Genomic DNA, 17,967 nt, shown 5'->3' on the forward strand with positions numbered 1-17,967 from the left:
GCGGGCCCGCGTGGCGTGCGTAACTCCGCCTGGACGGCGTCGGCGCGGGCGTGCGGCGCTGGCGTGCGCGGTTCAGGCGGAGTTGTGCACGCGGGGCGCTCGAGAGTGAGTGTCTCCGGCCTGCCCTAGCCTGACGCCATGACAGCAACCCTCGGATTCATCGGCATCGTCGTGCGGGACATGGCGGCATCCCTCGCGTTCTATCGTGCGCTGGGCGTGCCGATCGCCGACGATCAGGACGACGCTCCGCACGTCGACGCGACCCTCGACGGCGGCGTCGCTCTGGCGTGGGACACGGTGGAGACGATCCGCAGTTTCGACCCCGACTACCAGCCGGCGTCCGGCGGACACCGCATCGCGCTCGCGTTCGTCAAGGACAGTCCGGCAGAGGTGGATGCCGCGTATGCCGCCCTCGTCGCCGCGGGCCACGAGGGTCACGTTCCGCCGTTCGACGCGTTCTGGGGTCAGCGCTACGCGACGGTGCTCGACCCCGACGGCAACGCCGTCGACCTGTTCGCGCCGCTGCCGGCAGCCTGAGCCGGCCGTCGCCCCACCGCCGGCGCGCACCGTTTCACGTGCAACGGCGGTCTCAGTTCGACAGGTTCTCGATGATCGAGGCGAACACGCCCAGCGGGCCGAACAGCATCAGCAGCAGCGCCGCGCCGATCACGATGATCGCGGCCCACGGCACGCGCCGCCGCAGTCGTCTGCCCTCCGGCGCGACGCCGGGAGGTGGACCCAGGGATGCCGCGGGCGCCGCGAACGGCAGTGCCGCCGATCCCGCCGCGTCACGCGCGGGGACGGCCGCGCCGGTCGCCGGTGCGGCGAGGCGGTCGTCGCGCCAGCGCTCCCACTGGGCGAGCTTGTCGAGCAGGGCCGCCACCACGGAGAACAGCCAGGCCCAGGTGGCCGGGTCGAGCGTGGACGCCTCGCGCGGCGTGTAGAGGAAGAGCCAGTCGTCGACGATCTCGATGTCGAGGGCGGCGGCGTGGTCGACGAACCGCGCCATGATGTCGGGCGTGAACAGGTAGAGCGCGTCGGCCTCGTAGCCGGACGGGCAGTAGAGCGTGAAGGTGCGGTCGAAGTCGCCCTCCAGACTCAGCCGCTGCGACCCGTCGAGCGCGGCCGGCAGGTTGGAGCCGAACAGGCTGTTGTTGCCGACGGCATCCAGCACGATGTTGGGCAGCGGAGTTGACAGCTTGACGGCGACGTAGCCCCACCGATGCGTCGACTCGTTCTTGCCCGAGCCCGTGCGGTACACATAGTTGCCGAACTCGACGAAGCGCGGCTTCTCGCCGCGGACCACGTCGCTCGCGATGCGCCCGTGTCCGATGCCGAACACCATTCCCGGCAGCGGTGGGTTCGACACCGACGGGTACCAGGTCATCGCGTTGGCCCGCGCGAAGCGGTCGAGGCGCCACCACCGCTCCCCCGTGCGGGCGCCGAACATGCGCACCAGCGCGGTCGCGAGCACCGCGACCACACCGACGAGCACGAGGATCGGCGCGATCAGGAAGGGCGAGAACCCGCCCCCGGATGCCGTCATCATGCCGCCCACGACACCGATCACCGTCGACCCGAAGACGAAGAGCACGGCCACGACGGCGAGCACGGCGAAGACGGCCCGCGACGCGATGTTCGACGCCGGTGCCCGTCCACTCGCGCGCAGGTCGCGCACGTAGGCGCGCACGGTCGCCCGGTCGGCGGGCTCGATGAGCGGTCGCGCGTCGAAGGCTGAGGATGCCGCGGGCGTGCTCATATCGCCACGCTACCCGGGCGAGCTTTCAGGGTGCCGTCAGGGCGTCCTCGTCGCGATAACGGCCTCGCAACTCTTTCTCGACGGCGACCCCTGGAAGGCCCACGGTCACCACGATCAGTCCCAACACGAGCGCGACGGCGCCGACGAGGTACGCCGCCCAGGCGCCGTCGACGAAGCTCAACCGCGCCGCCTCGAGGATCTGCGCCGCGTAGGCGGGGTTGTTGGCGGCCACGTGGGCGGCCGACGCGTACGACGCCTGCAGGGCCCGGGTGATGTCGTCGGAGAGCGATGCGGCTTCGGGAGAGGCGGCGATGAGCCCGGCGAACACGTGCGAGAACCCGCCGGCGAGCACGGCACCGAGCAGCGCCTGCATCACGGCGCCGCCGAGGTCGGTCTGCAGGTCGCTGGTCGCCGAGGCCATGCCCGCGCGGCGCACCGGGGTGCTGCTGGTCAGGGAGCGGGATGCCGCGGTCATCACGAACGACGCACCCCCGCCGACCAGGGCGAACGCGAGCGCGACGATCACCGGCGGTGTGGTCTCGTTCCACGCGAGCATCGTGCCGAAGGCGGCGATGAGCACGACGTAGCCGACGATCATCGCCATCCGCGTGCCGCGTTCGACGAGGATCGCGGCCAGCGGGGCGCAGACGAGCAGCGCGATCGCGGCGGGGATGAGCGCGATGCCTGCCTGCAGGGCGTCGTAGCCGAGGATGTTCTGCAGGTACTGCTGACCGACGAACATCGCCCCCACGAGCGCGCCGAAGGCGAGGGTGCCTGCGACGGCCGGCACCCAGAACAGGCGCCGCCGCGCGATGGACAGATCGTAGAGGGGCGCGGCGACCCGCAGCTGGCGCGCCGCGAAGGCGGCGATCAGCACCGCCGCCGCGACGATCAGGCCCACCCCCGCACCCGTCTCCCCCGGGGCGAAGACGACGCCGAGACCGAGCACCAGTGCGGCCACGGCGACGACCGACAGGATGCCGCCGAGGTGATCGACCGGCTCGTCGGACTCCGCCACGCCCCGCGGAATCGACCGTGCGGCGATGAGCAGCGCCACGACGGCCACCGGTACGGGCAGCAGCAGGGCGATGCGCCAGCCGAACGCGACGACGAGCGCACCCGAGATCACCGAGCCGGCGACCGTCGCCACCGCCCCGGTCGCCGTCCACAGGGCGATCGCGCGCACGCGGGCCGGACCCTCCGCCCAGAGGGCGGTGATCAGGGCAAGCGTCGTCGGAAAGGCGCAGCCCGCAGCGATGCCCGTGAGCACGCGCGCGCCCATGAGGAACTCGATGGTTGGGGCGAGGCTTGCCGCGGTGCCGGCGATCAGCAGACCGATCAGTCCGATGCACAGCAGGCGCACCCGGCCGTAGCGGTCGCCGAGGGCGCCGGCGTACAGCACGGTCATCGCGAGCCCCAGGCCCGTGCCGAGGGCGACGAGGTTGAGCGTCGTCTGCGGGGCGTCGAAGGTGCCCGCGATGTCGGGCAGGGCGACGCTGGCGCCGCCGGTGGTCAGATTGCAGACCGCCGCAGCCATCAGCAGCGCGGTCAGCACCGCGCCCGCGCGCGCGGGAACGTGCGTGCCCGGCATCCACCGTCCTTCCGTCGCCCCCGTCGTCCATGAGCGTAGCGGTCGTCGGGTAGACTGTTGTGGTTGCCCGTCTGCGTTCCGTCGCGGAACAGAGTTCGGGCACGTGCATCAACCCTCCTGATGCCGGGAAATGCCCGGCATCCGTTCTAGTCCGAAGGAGGTGGGTTAGTGACGCACTCACACCAGTACGAGCTCATGGTCATCCTCGACCCCGAGATCGACGAGCGTCAGGTCGCCCCCAAGCTCGACGGGTTCCTCAAGGTGATCACCGCAGACGGTGGCTCCATCGAGAACGTCGACGTCTGGGGCAAGCGTCGCCTGGCGTACGAGATCCAGAAGAAGAACGAGGGCATCTACGCCGTCGTCAACTTCACCGCCACGAGCGAGGCCACGCAGGAGCTCGACCGTCAGCTCAAGCTGAACGAGCAGATCATGCGTACCAAGGTCCTGCGTGCCGAGGAGGCGATCGCTCAGGTCGCCGCCGAGAAGGAGCGCGCCGAGGCCAAGGCCGCCCGCAAGGCAGCGAAGGCGTAAGGACGATGGCCGGCGAGACCGTCATCACCGTCGTGGGAAACCTCACGGCAGACCCCGAGCTGCGCTACACGCAGAACGGGCTGCCCGTCGCGAACTTCACGATCGCGTCGACGCCGCGCAACTTCGACCGTCAGGCCAACGAGTGGAAGGACGGCGAAGCGCTGTTCCTCCGCGCGTCGGTGTGGCGCGAGTTCGCCGAGCACGTCGCCGGTTCGCTGACGAAGGGTTCCCGTGTCATCGCGACCGGTCGGTTGAAGCAGCGTTCCTACCAGGACCGCGAGGGCAACAACCGGACCGCGATCGAGCTGGAGGTCGACGAGATCGGCCCCTCGCTGCGGTATGCCACGGCTCAGGTCACGCGTGCCGCCTCCGGCGGAGGCAACTACGGGGGCGGCCAGCAGTCGCGCCCGCAGCAGGTGCAGCAGGAAGAGCCGTGGGCGACCCCGGGCTCTGCCGCACCCGACGCCTGGAGCGCACCCGGCGCCTACGGCGACGACACTCCTTTCTGATCGTCGCCGCCGGGGGTTGAGCGAGGCCCGCACGGCCGAGTCGAAACCCTCACGCAGAAAATCTTGGATGCCTCGGCATCCGCTCACATCTAAGGAAAACAATGGCTGGAAAGGCTACCGGCGATCGCCGTAAGCCGCGGAAGGGCGCGAAGAACGCCGCTCCCGCGAAGGCGATCCGCGTCGGCGTCATCGACTACAAGGACGTCGCAACGCTTCGCAAGTTCATCTCGGAGCGCGGCAAGATCCGCGCCCGTCGTATCACCGGTGTCTCGGTGCAGGAGCAGCGTCTGATCGCGAAGGCGATCAAGAACGCCCGCGAAATGGCGCTCCTGCCTTACGCCGGCGCTGGCCGCTAAGGAGCACCCATCATGGCAAAGCTGATTCTCACGAACGAGGTTGCCGGGCTCGGAAGCGCCGGCGACGTCATCGAGGTCAAGAACGGGTACGCCCGCAACTACCTCATCCCTCAGGGCTTCGCTGTGGCGTGGACCCGCGGTGGCGAGAAGCAGGTGGCGTCGATCCGCGCCGCCCGTGACGCCCGTGCGATCCACGACCACGAAGAGGCCGTCGCGCTCAAGGACACCCTCGAGTCGAACAAGGTCAAGCTGTCGGTCAAGGCCGGCAAGGAAGGCCGCCTGTTCGGTTCGGTGAAGACCGCCGACGTGGCCGACGCAGTCAAGGCTGCCGGTTTCGGTGACCTCGACAAGCGCAAGATCCACATCACCGCGCCCATCAAGGCCGTCGGTGAGCACGAGGCGACCGTGCGTCTGCGCGACGACCTCACCGCTGTGATCACCCTCCAGGTGGTCGCCGCCAAGTAAGACCCGCCGGGTTTCCCGGTCGTTGAGCGAGGCGCGCAGCGCCTCGTCGAAACGCAGCACGGATGCCGTGACCTCCCCCAAGGTGAGGTCACGGCATCCGTCGTTTACGCCCTGACGGTGCGGGGGCCGGCGCCAGGCACGGTCGCCGGCCCCGCCGCCGGAGGTCATTCGGTGCGGCTGCGGCGGCGTGCGGTGAGCATCACCCCCAGCGCGAGGGCGAGCAGCCCGCCGACCAGCGGCAGTGTGTCGAGCACGCCGCCGGTGACGGCGAGGGTCTTCACGGGACCGCTGGCGGCGACCATTCCGGTGATCGGCGTGCCGCCGGTGGTCGGCGTGCCGGGGTTGCCGGGGTTGCCGGGGTTGCCGGGGTTACCCGGGTTGCCGGGGTTACCCGGGTTGCCGGGGTTGCCGGTGGTCGGCCCCGTCGTGGTGGCGTCGCCGACGACCGCGACGGCGTTGCCGCCGAGCGTGATCGGCGCGGTGATCGGCAGGCCCAACTGCGTGCCCCCGAGGATGCCGTCCAGGCCGCTCGTGGTGGAGCCGCCGGTCGTGGTGCCGGAGGTGGCGGCCGGGGCCGTGGTGGTGGCGTTGGTGCTGTCGGCGTCGCCGAGGACCGAGATGGCGTTGCCGCCGGCGGTGATCGGTGCGGTGATCGGGGCGAGCACCTGGGTGCCGCCGAGGATGCCGTCCGTGCCGTCGGTGGTGGCGCCGCCCGTCGATCCGTTGCCGGTGCCGGTCGGGGCCGTGGTGGTGGCCTTGGTGCTGTCGGCGTCGCCGAGGACCGAGATGGCGTTGCCGCCGGCGGTGATCGGTGCGGTGATCGGGGCGAGCACCTGGGTGCCGCCGAGGATGCCGTCCGTGCCGTCGGTGGTGGCGCCTGCCGTCGATCCGTTGCCGGTGCCGGTGGGGGCCGTGGTGGTGGCCTTGGTGCTGTCGGCGTCGCCGAGGACCGAGATGGCGTTGCCGCCCACGGTCACCGGTGCGGCGACGTTCACGACGCCCTGGGTGCCGCCCAGGATGCTGTCGGAGCCGCTCGTGGTGGGTGCGGGAGCCTCCGGTGCCGCCGGCGCCGCTGCGGGTGCCTCAGCGGGCTGCGAGGTCGCGGCATCCGTGCTCTCGGCGTCACCGAGGACGGAGACGGCGTTGCCACCGAGCGTCACCGGCAGGACGACATCGATGAGGGCCTGGGTGCCCGAGCCGGCGCCGTCGGAACCGCTCGTCGACGCGTCACCGCCGCCGACCGAGATCGACGGGGTCGAGGTCTGCGCGTCGGTGCTGGTGGCGTCGCCGAGCACCGAGATGCCGTTGCCGGCGACCGTGACGGGCACCGCGACGGAGATGAGCCCCTGGGTGCCGGACAGCAGACCGTCGTCACCCGTTGTCTCGGCCGCCTGGGCGACCGTTGCGCCGAAGAGCGTGATGCCTCCGGCCAGGAGCGTGCCCCACAGGGCGCGCTTGAGGTTGGTGTTCATGATGATTTCTCTCCTGAGAGTGTTGGGGGGTATGCGCGCACAGCGCGCGGGATCGTGCCGCTCGGAAGGCGGCCGAACCCCCGTCAGTCAGGGGAGACGTCGGTGGCGAACACCGGCGCGGGGAGGGCAGAGTCGTCCTCCGGTCGGCGTCGCAGCACCCAGGCACGGTGTGCAGCGAACAGACCGAAGGCGAGCACAGCGCCCGCGCCGAACGAGAATCCAGCTCCGCTGGAGAAGAACGAGGTGGCGTCCAGGGTGGGACCGAGAAGTCCCCAGCCGCCGGCCGGAGCGCCGGGCGCTGCCGGGTACGCGACAGCGCCCGCGCCCGGAACGAACGAGGTGACGGCGCTGCCGAGCGAGAGTGCGGCCGCCGTCGTCGTGGTCGCGACGCCATGCATGGTCTGATCCCACGCGGCCGACAGCACGGCCAGAGCGGCCTCGGCGGGGGGAGTTCCCGCGGCAGGCGCGGAGGGGTCGGAGGAGGATGCCGGGGCCCCGCCAGGGGGGACGACGACGCTCGTGATGGGGGTCACGAGCTCGCCGACGACCGGAAGTGAGCTCACGGCGTCGGTGACGGGGGCCGCGGCATCCACGATGGGCTTCACCGCGCCGGTGACTGGCGCGAGAACGGGTGCGAGGGGGCTGACGATCTCGCCGACCGCCGAGCCGACGGGGGCGACGACCTGGCCGACCGGTGCGAGCGGCTCGAGGACGGGGGCGACGGAGTCGACGATGCCGCCCACCGGCGGAGCGACGCTCTCGACGACGGGGGCGACGGTCTCGGCGACGGGAGAGAGCATCTCTGCGACCGGGTCGAGGACGGGCGTGGTGACCTTCGAGAGCGTGCTGGAAACGCCGCTCACGAGGGAGCCCAGGGGGTTGTCCGTGTCGTCGGCGGCGTGGGCCGACGGACCGGAGAAGAGCGAGATGGCGAACCAGGCGAACGCGGCTCCGACACCGAGCGCGCCCAGCATCGCCCATCGCCGTGTCGACTCGGTGGTCGATCGTCCGCGGCGCAGCGGGGGGACTGCGATTGTTGCCATGTTCACCTCCCACGACGATGTGTCGGGATGCCGGCGCACGCCGACACCCATGGAGTGCCTGGAACAGAGAAGATACGCCGATATATCACTCGTGTCCAGACCCCTGTCGCGAAACTTCCGACGCGCCGGGGCGGACACCTCGACTTGACAAGGGCGCATTCATCCCCATGGTTGTCCCCAACTCTCACCCACAGCGTCAACCTTCAAGCGGTACTTCAACCACATTGCGCATCCACAGGTTGTGAATCTGGAAAACCCAGGTCAAAGTACATTTGTCTCGATGAATCTTGAGGTTGCTCGGCGTGTTTCCACAGGTACTGTGCACAGGGTGTCCGGCGTTTCGCGCAGATCATCCACAGAGTTATCCACAGGCCTGTTTGCGACTGTCGGAACCCGTGCCTAACGTGACGTGTGGTCTCGCGGCGGGACCGGTCATCGAGCGTGTGAAGGGGGCTGCATGTCGATCGCGGACATCTCCGAGGATCGCTTCGGTGGACCCCTGGAGAGCCGCGGCCCCGAGCGCACGCCGCCGCACGACCTGCTCGCCGAACAGAGCACGCTGGGCGGCATGCTGCTGTCGAGCGACGCCGTCGCCGATGTGATCGAGGCGCTGCGCGGCACCGACTTCTACGTGCCCAAGCACGAGCTGATCTTCGAGGCGATCCTCTCGCTGTACTCGCACGGCGAGCCCACCGATGTCGTCGCCGTGACCGACGAGCTCATCAAGACCGGCGACCTGCAGCGATCCGGCGGTGCCGACTACCTGCACTCACTGACCTCGATCGTGCCGACTGCCGCCAACGCCGCCTACTACGCGTCGATCGTGCGCGAGCGGGCGCTGCTGCGGCGGCTCGTCGAGGCCGGCACGCGCATCGTGCAGATGGGCTACAACGGTCAGGGCGATGCGCTCGACCTCGTCAACAACGCGCAGGCGGAGATCTACTCGGTCACCGGCGCGGAGCAGGCCGAAGACTACGTGCCGCTACAGATCGCGGTGGATGCCGCGGTGGAGGAGATCGAGGCCGCGCGCGGCCGCGACGGTCAGATGACCGGCATCCCCACCGGCTTCTCGGGTCTCGACCAGCTGACCAACGGTCTGCACCCCGGCCAGATGATCATCATCGCGGCGCGTCCCGCCATGGGTAAGTCGACGCTCGCGCTCGACTTCGCGCGGGCCGCGGCGATCAAGGCGCAGCAGCCGACGATCGTCTTCTCGCTCGAAATGGGTCGCAGCGAAATCGCGATGCGTCTGATGAGCGCCGAGGGCGCCATTCCGCTGCAGAGCATGCGCAAGGGCACGCTCGACTCCCGCGACTGGACGACGATCGCGGCGACTCGTGGTCGCATCAACGACGCGCCGCTCTATATCGACGACAGCCCCAACATGACGCTCGTAGAGATTCGCGCGAAGTGCCGCAAGCTCAAGCAGCGCGTTGGTCTGAAGATGGTGGTCATCGACTACCTGCAGCTGATGACGTCGGGCAAGCGCGTCGAGAGCCGTCAGCAGGAGGTCTCGGAGTTCTCGCGTGCGCTGAAGCTTCTGGCGAAGGAGCTGCAGGTGCCGGTGATCGCCCTGTCGCAGCTGAACCGTGGTCCTGAGCAGCGCGCCGACAAGAAGCCCGCCCTGAGCGACCTGCGTGAGTCGGGCTCGATCGAGCAGGATGCCGACATGGTGGTGCTGCTGCACCGCGAGGCCGCCTACGAGAAGGACAGCCCCCGCGCCGGCGAGGCCGACCTGATCGTCGCCAAGCACCGTAACGGCCCCACCGACACCATTACCGTCGCCTTCCAGGGCCACTTCTCGCGCTTCACGGATATGGCGCCGGGGGACTTCGGGTAGGAGTCGCATTCAGGTTCCACGTGAAGACGTCGGGATCCGTCGCCACGTGAACTGCTCCCGAGGGGTAGTTCGAGCCTCGAGTGTCAGCGACCGAGGCTCGCGTTCATGATGCCTACACCCGCGAACCAGATCGCTACTCCCGACGCCGCGCCGACCGCCGCAACCCACCAGCTGATCTTGCGGCGAACGAGGCGGATGATCGTCCACACCGCCGCGGCGAGGAACACGACGGGAGGCACGCCGAGAGCGATCAGCCAGCCCACCGACATGAGGCCGGTGTTGCACCGGTCACCGAAGCACCCGTCCGACATCATGACGAGAAAAAGCGACATGAACGCGAGCACCGCGAAGCCGAGGAAGCCGGCGACCATGAGGATCACCGAGGAGATCACGTCGGCGATGCGAGCACCCGATGTGGGTGGCCTCACGGGTGCCTGAGCGCCCGGAGCCACAGACGAAGGGAAGTCCGGCGGCGGTGTCGACATGCGGGAAGTATCGCATAGCCAGGGACCACCGCCGCAGGAGCGGGCGGCGACTCTGAGCCCTCACGAAACGCACCTCGAAGTGCCTTTTGTAGGCCTCACCTTACTCACTCACAATGTGGTTACGAATCAGAAGTGAGGTAATGATCATGTCGTCCAAGGAGACCAATGCGGCCGCCCCGATCGTCATCGAGGTGTGGGCGGATCTCAGCTGCCCGTGGTGCTACGTCGGTAAGCATCGACTGCAGCGAGCCATTGATTCCCGCGCGGATGCCGATCGGTTCCAGGTGAAGCTGCGCTCGTTCGAGCTCAACCCGAACGCGCCGCACACACCGGAGACCATCGAGAGCGCCTTCATTCGCTCGCACGGCGGCAACGCGAACGTCGTCCTTCAAGCCGAGCGTCAGATTCAGGCGCTCTCGCAGCGCGAGGGTCTGCCCTTCTCGCTCGACCGGCTCAACGCCAACACCTTCGACTTCCATCGCGTCGTGCACTACGCCGAGGAGGCGGGCAAGGGCCTCGAGTTCTTCTCCCGAGTGCAAGACCGATTCTTCGCCGGAGAGATCAACCCCTTCGATGCCGAGGTGCTCGCACAGGTCGCCGCAGAGGTGGGGCTGTCGGCAGACCGCGTTCGCACGGTGCTGACCAGCGACGAATACGCCGATGCCGTGCGCGCCGACACCCATGAAGGTCAAGCACTCGGCATCCAAGGCGTGCCCGTCACCGTCTTCGACCGCCGCTTCGCCGCGTCGGGCGCCCAGTCCGTCGAGGCATACGGGCAGGTGCTCGACAACCTCGTGACAGACGCCACGGACGGTGTGGCATGAGCACCGACGACACCGCGAAGCCCGTCCTGCTCACCTTCGGCGACCCCGCCGCGGCCGCGTGCGATCCCAACGGTGAAGCGTGCGCCCTGCCCACAGCCACCCGCCCGTAACCCACCGACCCCCACACACTGACGAATCTGAGGAAGACTGTGCCCACCATCGCCATCATCGGAGCCGGCCCCGGCCTGGGACTCGCTATCGCGCGCAGCTTCGGTGCCCAGGGATTCGACGTCGCGCTCATCTCCCGCAACCAGGCGAAGCTCGACAGCCTGGTCGCCCAACTCGCCGCCGACGGCATCACTGCCGCCGGCTTCGCCGCCGACGTGCTCGACCGGCCCACCCTCCGCGCAGCGCTGACCGCCGCAACGGCGCACTTCGGCGGCATCGACGTGCTGGAGTACTCGCCGGCCGACGCGTCGGCAGGTCCCCTGGCGCCCGTCGACATCCGTGAAGCCACCCCGGAGAACGTGCAGCCGCAGATCGAGTACTACCTGTACGGCGCCATGACGGCAGCCGACGTCGTTCTGCCCGAGATGCTCGCGATCGGTGCCGGCACGCTGCTGTTCACCACGGGCGCCGGATCGATGTACCCGGTTGCCCAGTACGGCAACGTCACCGCCGGTGGTGCGGCGCTGCGCAACTGGACGCTCAACCTCGGTCAGGCCCTCGCCGGCAGCGGCGTCCATGTCGCCCATGTCGCCATCGCGCTCATGATCGCCGAGCACGCACCCGCGCCCGGACTCGACTTCCTCCCCGCTGCCGACATCGCCCCCCTGTACTGGGACATGCATCACACTCGCGCGGTGCACGAGCTGGTCGTCAAGAAGTAGAGCGAGCGCTATTGGCCGACGGAAGCGAGAATGGCATGCGCCCCAACGCGGCCGACACCCGTGACCTCGTGATCGCGGCGGTTCGCCGCCACGGTCTCGTGGTGGGCGGCCGCCCAGCCGGCCAGCGCCATGACGGCATCCAGCAGCGACCGCCCCAGATCTGTCAGCTCGTACTCCACCCGCGGCGGCACCTCGGGGTAGGCCGTGCGGGTGAGCAGGCCGTCACGCTCAAGGGCCTTGAGTGTGACGGTCAGCATCCGCTGCGAGATGCCCGGAATGCTCGCCTGCAGATCCGAATAGCGCAATGGTCCGCCGCCGAGTGTGCTCACCACCAGCACTGTCCACTTGTCGCCGATGCGGTCGAGCACCTCGCGGATGAAGTCGCTCTCGGCCGGCCATGCCCGGCACGGACCGCTGATCGTCCTCGCTGACGCCATCTTTCGCCCCCGCCGCTCCTGATTACCGACTGAAAGATATGTTGCCACACCATCAGTGCGTATGTCCCGAAAGGACTCTTCTGTGACCACCGTCCTCGTTCTCGGCGGCAGAGGGCGCCGATGCGGTCGTGAGTGCGCTCAACAACTCACGCGCGAGCGACAACCCCTGGTCCAAGGCGGTGAGCCCGCCGAGCTTCATGACGGATGCCACCCGCGACACCCTCGCGGTCATGAGAGAGAAGGGCATCCGTCGCATCGCCGTCGCCTCCACCATGGGCGCCGGCGACTCCTGGGCTTCGTTCAACCCGCTGTTCAAAGCGTTGATCAAGAGCTCCGGCATTCGCCACGGCTACAACGACCACCACGGCGTCGACGCCGTCGTTCGTGCTTCGGATGCCGAGTGGGTCATGGTCCGCTCCGTCGCACTGTCTGATGCCACCCCTCGCGGGCCGGTGCGCGCCGCTCAGGTGGAGCAGGCGAAGCCGGGCTTCACCATCAGCCGCGCCGACGTCGCCCGGTTCCTTCTCGACTCCCTGGAGGACGACACCTGGCTGCGCCAGGCGCCGCTGATCTGGAACGCGCGGGCGCCGCGCTGACCACTGTTCCACCCGTCATCACCACACCACAACCGAAGGAATCACTCATGTCGATCGCCTACTGGATCATTGCCGGTCTGCTCGCCCTGGCCTACCTCACCGCCGGGGGTATGAAGGCCTTCCGCTCTCCCGATGCCCTTGTCGCCGGGGGCATCGCCTGGGCGAAGGACGTATCGCTGCCGCTCGTCCGCGTCATCGGTGTGGTCGAGGTGCTGGGAGCGCTCGGTCTGATCCTGCCGCCGCTCACGGGCATCGCTCCGGTGCTGGGGCCCGTCGCCGCCATCGGGCTCGCGCTCGTGCAGCTGGGCGCCGTGATCTTCCACCTGCGTCGAGGCGAAGCCCGGGTGGTGCCGATGAATCTGGTTCTGCTGCTGCTGGCCGTCGCAGTCGCGATCCTCGGATTCCTCGTCTGGGTCTGACCGCGCATCGCGTCGGCGCCGCGACGAAGACCAGGATCAGCGTGAGGCCCGCAGCGCCCGCCGGATCAACGTCACCTGAAGCGGCAGCCGCACCAGCGACACGGCGAACGCCGCCCACGCCTTCGGGGTGCGGCGGCGGGCCGCCCGGCGGCCGAGGTCGATGCTCATCTGCATGTTCGCGGGCCAGACGCCGGCCAGCACCACCGCGCTCGCTCGCCCCGCGGCGGCCCGGGTCGAGGGCACGACCAACCCCACCGCGCACGCCAGCTCTGCGATGCCCGATGCGACCACCAGCGGCCGGTCCCACCGGCGCAGCGCCCGCGGGATGATCGGCGTGAACACGCCCGGTCGCACGAGGTGGATGACGCCCGACACCGCGAACGGCACCATCACGATCCAGGGAACGGTGGCGGCGGGCTTCTTCGCGCGACGTGTCATCACGCCATTCTCCCCGGCTCACCGCCGCCCGGGGCCGCCGCGCGTGCAGCCCGGGTGACAGCATGGGCAGATGCTCTCCCCGCAATCCCTGAGCGAGCCCGACCGGCGCCTCGTCGCCGCGTGGGCAGCCGACTGCGCCGAACGCGTGCTCCCTCTCTTCGAATGTGAGGCTCCCGACGACGATCGCCCACGTGACGCCATCGCGCGGGCCCGCGCGTACGCCCGCGGCGAGCTCGACTCGGCGGGCGAGATCCGCCGCCGGTTCGTTGCGGGCCGCGCCGCCGCCTCGGTCACCTCGCCCGCCGCGATCGCGGCGGCCCGGTCGGCGGCGCAGGCGTCGGGCGTCGCGCACATGGGTGCGCACGCCCTGGGTGCCGCCGCCTACGCCGTGAAAGCCGTCGGCACCGCCCGGCCCGACGACGTGGATGCCGAGATCGAATGGCAACTGCAGCGCATGACACCGGCGGTCCGCGCCGCCCTCCGTCAGCTTCCACCGGTCGGCGAGGATGCCGCGGGCCCCTTCGTCGCCGGCGGATTGCTGGCCCGCGGCATCCTGGGATCGACCATCCGCACATTGCAGACACGGATCGCAGCCGGGGCTTGACCCTCACGCGACGTCAGGCCCGATCGTGGTCTCATGACCGACCTTCCCCACGCTTTCGACATCAGCCCCGTCCCTGCCCCGGGACCCGACGCCGTCGCCCCGCCTCTGTTTCGCGGCATCTACGGCATGCCCATGTTCGTGACGATCCCGACGGCCGATCTCGCGGCATCCATCGACTTCTGGACCCGCGGCCTCGGCTTCTTCGAGCTGTTCGGCATTCCGAGGCAGATGACGCACCTGCGCCGGTGGGCGTTCCAGGACGTCCTGCTCGTCGCCGGCACACCGGACGACACCGCCCCGGCCGCGAGCGTGAGCTTCGCCTGCGTGCTCGACCAGATCGATCCGATCGCCGAGGCCCTGCGCGCCCTCGGCGTCGACGCCCACCCGCGCGACACGATGTGGAACACCCGCGACATCGAGGTCATCACCCCCGAGAACACCCGCGTGATCTTCACGGCGGGCAAGGTGTTCGACCCCGACAGCGTCGACGGCCGCACTCTCCGCGCGGTCGGCATCGGCACCGACGACAATGAGTCCCATGTCTGATGACGGCCTGCCGGTGGGCGAGACGGCCGCGCGCCTGGGCCTCACCGTGCGGACCCTCCACCACTGGGACGAGATCGGCCTCGCGAGTCCCGCGGAACGCTCGCGGGCCGGCTACCGGCTGTACACGGATGCCGATGTCGAACGCCTCCGGCGCATCGTCGTGTACCGCGAGCTCGGGCTCGATCTCGACGCGATCCGGGCCATCCTCGATGAGCCGGGGGGCGATGTCGCCGACCAGCTGCGGGTGCAGCGAGCGCAGCTTGCGCAGCGGATCGCACAGCTGAACGACCTCGACGACGACCTCGCGCGCATGATCGAGGCGCAGGAGCGCGGCATCCTGCTCTCCGACGACGAGCAGCGCGAGATCTTCGGCCCTGACTGGAACACCGACTGGCCCGCGCAGGCGCGCGAGGCCTACGGGCAGTCGACGCAGTGGCAGCAGTACGCGGAGCGTGCGGCCTCGCGCTCGGCCGGCGACTGGGCGGCGGTGACCGAGGCGATGACCGCGTTCGAGCTCGAGATGGGCGCCGCGGTCGACGGCGGAGCGACACCCGGGGATGCCGTGGCGAACGGCCTCGTCGAGCGACACCGCACCCTGCTCTCGCAGTTCTTCCCGGTCACCCGGCAGATGCAGGTGTGCCTCGGGCGGATGTACGTCGCCGACCCGCGGTTCTCGGCGCACTACGACGCGGTGCGCCCGGGCCTGGCCCGTTGGCTGAGCCGGGCGATCGACGAGAGCGCGCGCGCCGCGGGCATCGACCCCGACACCGCCACGTGGGAGTGAGGGCTCTGAAAGGGTGCGCCGACGGGTCCAGCCACCAGCTACCGGCGAAGCTCCGCGATGCATGCCCAATCGTCCAGGGAGCGGCCTTGTGAAATGGCCTCGTCGAAGACGTCGCGGAGAACCTCTCCGAACGGGAGCGATGCTCCCACGTTCGCGGCCGCGTCCAGGGCGAGGTGCAGATCCTTGCGTCCGAGCACCGTGGTGAATCCCGCGGGCCGATAGCGACGCTCGGCAATGAGGTCTCCGTAGGCGGAGTACACCGGCCCGGGAAACAATGTGCTCGTGAGGAGTTCGACGACGGGGGCCGGGTCGATGCCGGCGCGTTCGGCGACGGCGATCGTCTCACCGAGAGACTGGATCGCACTGGCGATGAGGTAGTTGCCCATCACCTTGATCGCGTTGGCTTGGGCCGGCTCCTGTCCGATGACCCATGTTCGGCTGCCGATGACATCGAAGAACGGTTGCGCAGCAGCAATATGTGCTCCCTCGCCCGCCGCGAGGATGTTCAGCGCGCCTGCTTCTGCGACGGGGACTCTGCCGAACACCGGCGCCGCCACGTAGCCGAGTCCATGATCCGCGTGGATCCCGGCTGCCCGCGCGGCGAGTGCCGTGCTGATCGTTGCCATGTTGACGTGGACCGTTCCGGCAGCGGCGTACCGCAGCACCCCCGAGTCCAGCAGGACCTCGGTGACGGCCTCGTCGTTCGAGAGCATCGAGATGACGACGGGGGACTGGAGGGCATCTTCCACTCGAGGCGCGACACGCGCGCCGCGCGTGGCGAGCCGGTGCGCGGGTTCGGGGGAACGGTTCCAGACGGTGACGCGGTACCCCGCGTCGAGAAGGTTGCGCGCGATGGGTGTCCCCATTGCGCCCAGGCCGATGACGCCGATGTCGCTCATGCGATGACTCCTTCTTCTCGGGGCCGCGGGTGGAGATGAGAGTCGAGGGTGGGGGCCTCGGCATCCGGCCTTCTCCATGCGAACCGGTTGAACTGGTTCCGATCTTAGAATCGCGACTAGACTGCTGTCGAACCGGCTCACCCGCCTCGGTGAATTCAGGCGCTGCGACGAAAGCGAGAGCACCCGTGGAGACGAGTCACCCGCAGGACCTCTTCCGGCTGGACAACGAGACGCTCGCCTTCCGGTACACCGCGACGGTCAGCCATCGCAACGGCGATCCCCTCGAACGCCTCGACGACCCCGTGAAGCTGCGACAGTGGCTCGCTGCGAACGATCTCGACCCCGGCGTGATCCCCACCTCCGCCCAGCTGGACCAGGCGCGCCAGCTGCGAGAGGCGATCTACCGGCTGGGTGCCACACTCGCCGACGGGCAACCGCCGGCTCAGCTCGATCTCGATCGTGTGAACAGTGCGGCAGCCGCGGGCACGCCGAGTCCTGTCCTCGATGCCGACGGCATGCGCTGGAGCCTGGGCAGTGAGGATCCCGTCGGTGCGGCGCTCGCCGTGCTCGCCCGCAACGCGATCGAGGTCCTCGGCTCCCCCACCCGTCAACGGATCAAAACGTGCGAAGGACCCGACTGCGCGGGCCTGTTTGTCGACACCAGCCGCGCCGGCGCTCGCCGATGGTGCTCCATGAACACCTGCGGCAACAGAAACAAGAAGAACCGCCTGCGCGCGAAGAGCTGATTCCCGACCCGCGCTCGCGACGAACGGCTCAAGCGTGAGCGAGCAATCGCCGTCCGTGGGGCATCAGCGTCCGACGCTGGTCTGCATGATGCTCACGGCGATGACCCAGACGAGGATGCCGGCGGCGGCGCCGGCAAGCGGCATCCACCAGGAGGTCTTCCGGCGGGCGAGGCGGATGATCGTCCACACGATTGCGGCGCCGAAGACGAGGGGAGGTCCACCCATCGCGATCATCCACGCGACGGACAGAAGGGCCGTATTGCAGGTGCCGCTGGTGCAGGAGTCCGCGGCCATCACCAGGAACAGTGACGCGAATGCGAGCACGGCGAACCCGACGATGCCCACGAGCATCAGGGTGACGGAGACGATCACATCGGCGATGCGACCGCCGGACGTGCCGGTGGCGTGCTGAGTCGTCATGAGGGCGAGTGTCCCACAGGCCTCCTCCCTTCGCGCCAGCATGCCTCCGAACGAGGCTAGTTCGATCCCGATTCGCGCATCATCCAGTACCACCAGGCGATGCTCGGCAGGGCGATGCCGACCGTGATTGCGCCAGCTGCGGGGGGCACCGCGATGCCGAGGGCGACGCCGATGATGATGAGACACGCGACGACCGCGGTCGCGAACAGATTCAGTCCGGGCTTCGTGATGGTGCGGAACCACCCGGTGCTGGGCGGTGCTGTGCTGTCGTTTGCTTCAGTCATCGGCAGGCCCCTTTTCACATATCGGACGCTATCGAGCCTGCAGAGCTCCCACCTCCGACTTTCAGATACTTCGCCATCCTCCCGTC

General features: G+C 69.3%; 23 protein-coding genes and 1 pseudogene. 14 read left to right on the plus strand and 10 right to left on the minus strand.

Annotated features, from left to right (window positions below; translation table 11 throughout):
• Positions 1-138: 138 nt before the first annotated feature.
• Positions 139-537 (plus strand): VOC family protein, encoded by a 399-nt coding sequence (locus tag PP359_RS08820; protein ID WP_295777196.1) that lies wholly within the window; start codon positions 139-141, stop codon positions 535-537.
• Positions 538-589: 52 nt separating this feature from the next.
• On the opposite strand, the gene PP359_RS08825 is transcribed toward PP359_RS08820, so the two are convergent.
• Positions 590-1,759, minus strand: a complete 1,170-nt coding sequence (locus PP359_RS08825) for a hypothetical protein (RefSeq protein ID WP_295777193.1) — start codon at positions 1,757-1,759, stop codon at positions 590-592.
• 25 nt (positions 1,760-1,784) lie between these two features.
• A complete protein-coding gene (locus PP359_RS08830) occupies positions 1,785-3,350 on the minus strand; it encodes an MFS transporter (protein ID WP_499250352.1) in 1,566 nt (521 codons plus the stop codon).
• Positions 3,351-3,518: 168 nt separating this feature from the next.
• On the opposite strand from PP359_RS08830, the gene rpsF reads away from it, so the two are divergent.
• The 4 genes from rpsF (at position 3,519) to rplI (ending at position 5,214) form a co-directional block, all read left to right on the plus strand.
• A complete protein-coding gene (gene rpsF, locus PP359_RS08835; RefSeq protein ID WP_005054613.1) occupies positions 3,519-3,884 on the plus strand; it encodes a 30S ribosomal protein S6 in 366 nt (121 codons plus the stop codon).
• 5 nt (positions 3,885-3,889) lie between these two features.
• Positions 3,890-4,393 (plus strand): single-stranded DNA-binding protein, encoded by a 504-nt coding sequence (locus PP359_RS08840; protein ID WP_036319539.1) that lies wholly within the window; start codon positions 3,890-3,892, stop codon positions 4,391-4,393.
• Between the two features lie 101 nt (positions 4,394-4,494).
• Complete coding sequence (gene rpsR / locus PP359_RS08845; protein ID WP_005054609.1) at positions 4,495-4,749, plus strand: 30S ribosomal protein S18; 255 nt, start codon at positions 4,495-4,497, stop codon at positions 4,747-4,749.
• Positions 4,750-4,761: 12 nt separating this feature from the next.
• Positions 4,762-5,214, plus strand: a complete 453-nt coding sequence (gene rplI, locus PP359_RS08850) for a 50S ribosomal protein L9 (RefSeq protein ID WP_036319540.1) — start codon at positions 4,762-4,764, stop codon at positions 5,212-5,214.
• Positions 5,215-5,378: 164 nt separating this feature from the next.
• On the opposite strand, the gene PP359_RS08855 is transcribed toward rplI, so the two are convergent.
• Both PP359_RS08855 and PP359_RS08860 read right to left on the minus strand, forming a co-directional pair.
• Positions 5,379-6,686: a chaplin family protein gene (locus tag PP359_RS08855; protein WP_499250353.1), complete on the minus strand. Its 1,308-nt coding sequence runs from the start codon at positions 6,684-6,686 to the stop codon at positions 5,379-5,381.
• Between the two features lie 83 nt (positions 6,687-6,769).
• Positions 6,770-7,729 (minus strand): hypothetical protein, encoded by a 960-nt coding sequence (locus tag PP359_RS08860; RefSeq protein WP_294947998.1) that lies wholly within the window; start codon positions 7,727-7,729, stop codon positions 6,770-6,772.
• Positions 7,730-8,186: 457 nt separating this feature from the next.
• Here PP359_RS08860 and dnaB point away from each other — a divergent pair, with 457 nt between their 5' ends.
• Positions 8,187-9,569 carry a replicative DNA helicase gene (gene dnaB, locus PP359_RS08865; protein WP_036288932.1) on the plus strand — a complete coding sequence of 461 codons (1,383 nt, stop codon included), beginning with the start codon at positions 8,187-8,189 and terminating at the stop codon, positions 9,567-9,569.
• A gap of 83 nt (positions 9,570-9,652) precedes the next feature.
• On the opposite strand, the gene PP359_RS08870 is transcribed toward dnaB, so the two are convergent.
• A complete protein-coding gene (locus PP359_RS08870) occupies positions 9,653-9,961 on the minus strand; it encodes a hypothetical protein (protein ID WP_148285544.1) in 309 nt (102 codons plus the stop codon).
• 233 nt (positions 9,962-10,194) lie between these two features.
• Here PP359_RS08870 and PP359_RS08875 point away from each other — a divergent pair, with 233 nt between their 5' ends.
• Both PP359_RS08875 and PP359_RS08880 read left to right on the plus strand, forming a co-directional pair.
• Positions 10,195-10,878 carry a DsbA family oxidoreductase gene (locus tag PP359_RS08875; RefSeq protein WP_499250354.1) on the plus strand — a complete coding sequence of 228 codons (684 nt, stop codon included), beginning with the start codon at positions 10,195-10,197 and terminating at the stop codon, positions 10,876-10,878.
• A 149-nt stretch (positions 10,879-11,027) separates the two neighbouring features.
• Positions 11,028-11,708, plus strand: a complete 681-nt coding sequence (locus PP359_RS08880; RefSeq protein ID WP_499250355.1) for an SDR family NAD(P)-dependent oxidoreductase — start codon at positions 11,028-11,030, stop codon at positions 11,706-11,708.
• 8 nt (positions 11,709-11,716) lie between these two features.
• Here the strand turns inward: PP359_RS08880 and PP359_RS08885 are convergent, their stop codons facing one another.
• Positions 11,717-12,145, minus strand: a complete 429-nt coding sequence (locus tag PP359_RS08885; protein ID WP_016463881.1) for a winged helix-turn-helix transcriptional regulator — start codon at positions 12,143-12,145, stop codon at positions 11,717-11,719.
• 113 nt (positions 12,146-12,258) lie between these two features.
• Here PP359_RS08885 and PP359_RS08890 point away from each other — a divergent pair.
• Positions 12,259-12,741: pseudogene (locus tag PP359_RS08890) on the plus strand (NAD(P)-dependent oxidoreductase); the annotation flags it as partial.
• A gap of 47 nt (positions 12,742-12,788) precedes the next feature.
• Positions 12,789-13,160: a DoxX family protein gene (locus PP359_RS08895; RefSeq protein WP_016463883.1), complete on the plus strand. Its 372-nt coding sequence runs from the start codon at positions 12,789-12,791 to the stop codon at positions 13,158-13,160.
• Positions 13,161-13,196: 36 nt separating this feature from the next.
• Here the strand turns inward: PP359_RS08895 and PP359_RS08900 are convergent, their stop codons facing one another.
• Positions 13,197-13,598 (minus strand): DoxX family protein, encoded by a 402-nt coding sequence (locus PP359_RS08900; protein WP_499250356.1) that lies wholly within the window; start codon positions 13,596-13,598, stop codon positions 13,197-13,199.
• Positions 13,599-13,668: 70 nt separating this feature from the next.
• Between PP359_RS08900 and PP359_RS08905 the strand changes: the two genes are divergently transcribed.
• From PP359_RS08905 to PP359_RS08915, 3 genes are read left to right on the plus strand one after another with little or no spacing between them, the layout of a single operon-like run.
• Positions 13,669-14,202 (plus strand): putative immunity protein, encoded by a 534-nt coding sequence (locus PP359_RS08905; RefSeq protein ID WP_499250357.1) that lies wholly within the window; start codon positions 13,669-13,671, stop codon positions 14,200-14,202.
• Positions 14,203-14,235: 33 nt separating this feature from the next.
• Complete coding sequence (locus PP359_RS08910) at positions 14,236-14,748, plus strand: VOC family protein (RefSeq protein ID WP_499250358.1); 513 nt, start codon at positions 14,236-14,238, stop codon at positions 14,746-14,748.
• Entirely contained in the window at positions 14,741-15,532 is a 792-nt protein-coding gene (locus PP359_RS08915) for a MerR family transcriptional regulator (protein ID WP_499250359.1), read from the plus strand. The genes PP359_RS08910 and PP359_RS08915 overlap by 8 nt, the downstream gene beginning before the upstream one ends.
• Positions 15,533-15,570: 38 nt before the next feature.
• On the opposite strand, the gene PP359_RS08920 is transcribed toward PP359_RS08915, so the two are convergent.
• Positions 15,571-16,509, minus strand: a complete 939-nt coding sequence (locus tag PP359_RS08920) for an NAD(P)-dependent oxidoreductase (protein WP_499250360.1) — start codon at positions 16,507-16,509, stop codon at positions 15,571-15,573.
• A gap of 107 nt (positions 16,510-16,616) precedes the next feature.
• Between PP359_RS08920 and PP359_RS08925 the strand changes: the two genes are divergently transcribed.
• Positions 16,617-17,177, plus strand: a complete 561-nt coding sequence (locus tag PP359_RS08925; protein WP_499250361.1) for a CGNR zinc finger domain-containing protein — start codon at positions 16,617-16,619, stop codon at positions 17,175-17,177.
• A gap of 63 nt (positions 17,178-17,240) precedes the next feature.
• On the opposite strand, the gene PP359_RS08930 is transcribed toward PP359_RS08925, so the two are convergent.
• Together PP359_RS08930 and PP359_RS08935 are read right to left on the minus strand one after the other, a co-directional pair.
• Entirely contained in the window at positions 17,241-17,690 is a 450-nt protein-coding gene (locus PP359_RS08930; RefSeq protein WP_499250362.1) for a DUF6264 family protein, read from the minus strand.
• Positions 17,654-17,881: a hypothetical protein gene (locus tag PP359_RS08935; protein ID WP_499250363.1), complete on the minus strand. Its 228-nt coding sequence runs from the start codon at positions 17,879-17,881 to the stop codon at positions 17,654-17,656. Before PP359_RS08935 ends, PP359_RS08930 begins: the two co-directional genes overlap by 37 nt.
• Positions 17,882-17,967: the final 86 nt, after the last annotated feature.

This window comes from Sphingomonas sp. BLCC-B65 (assembly GCF_028550675.1).
Taxonomy (GTDB): Bacteria; Actinomycetota; Actinomycetes; order Actinomycetales; family Microbacteriaceae; genus Microbacterium.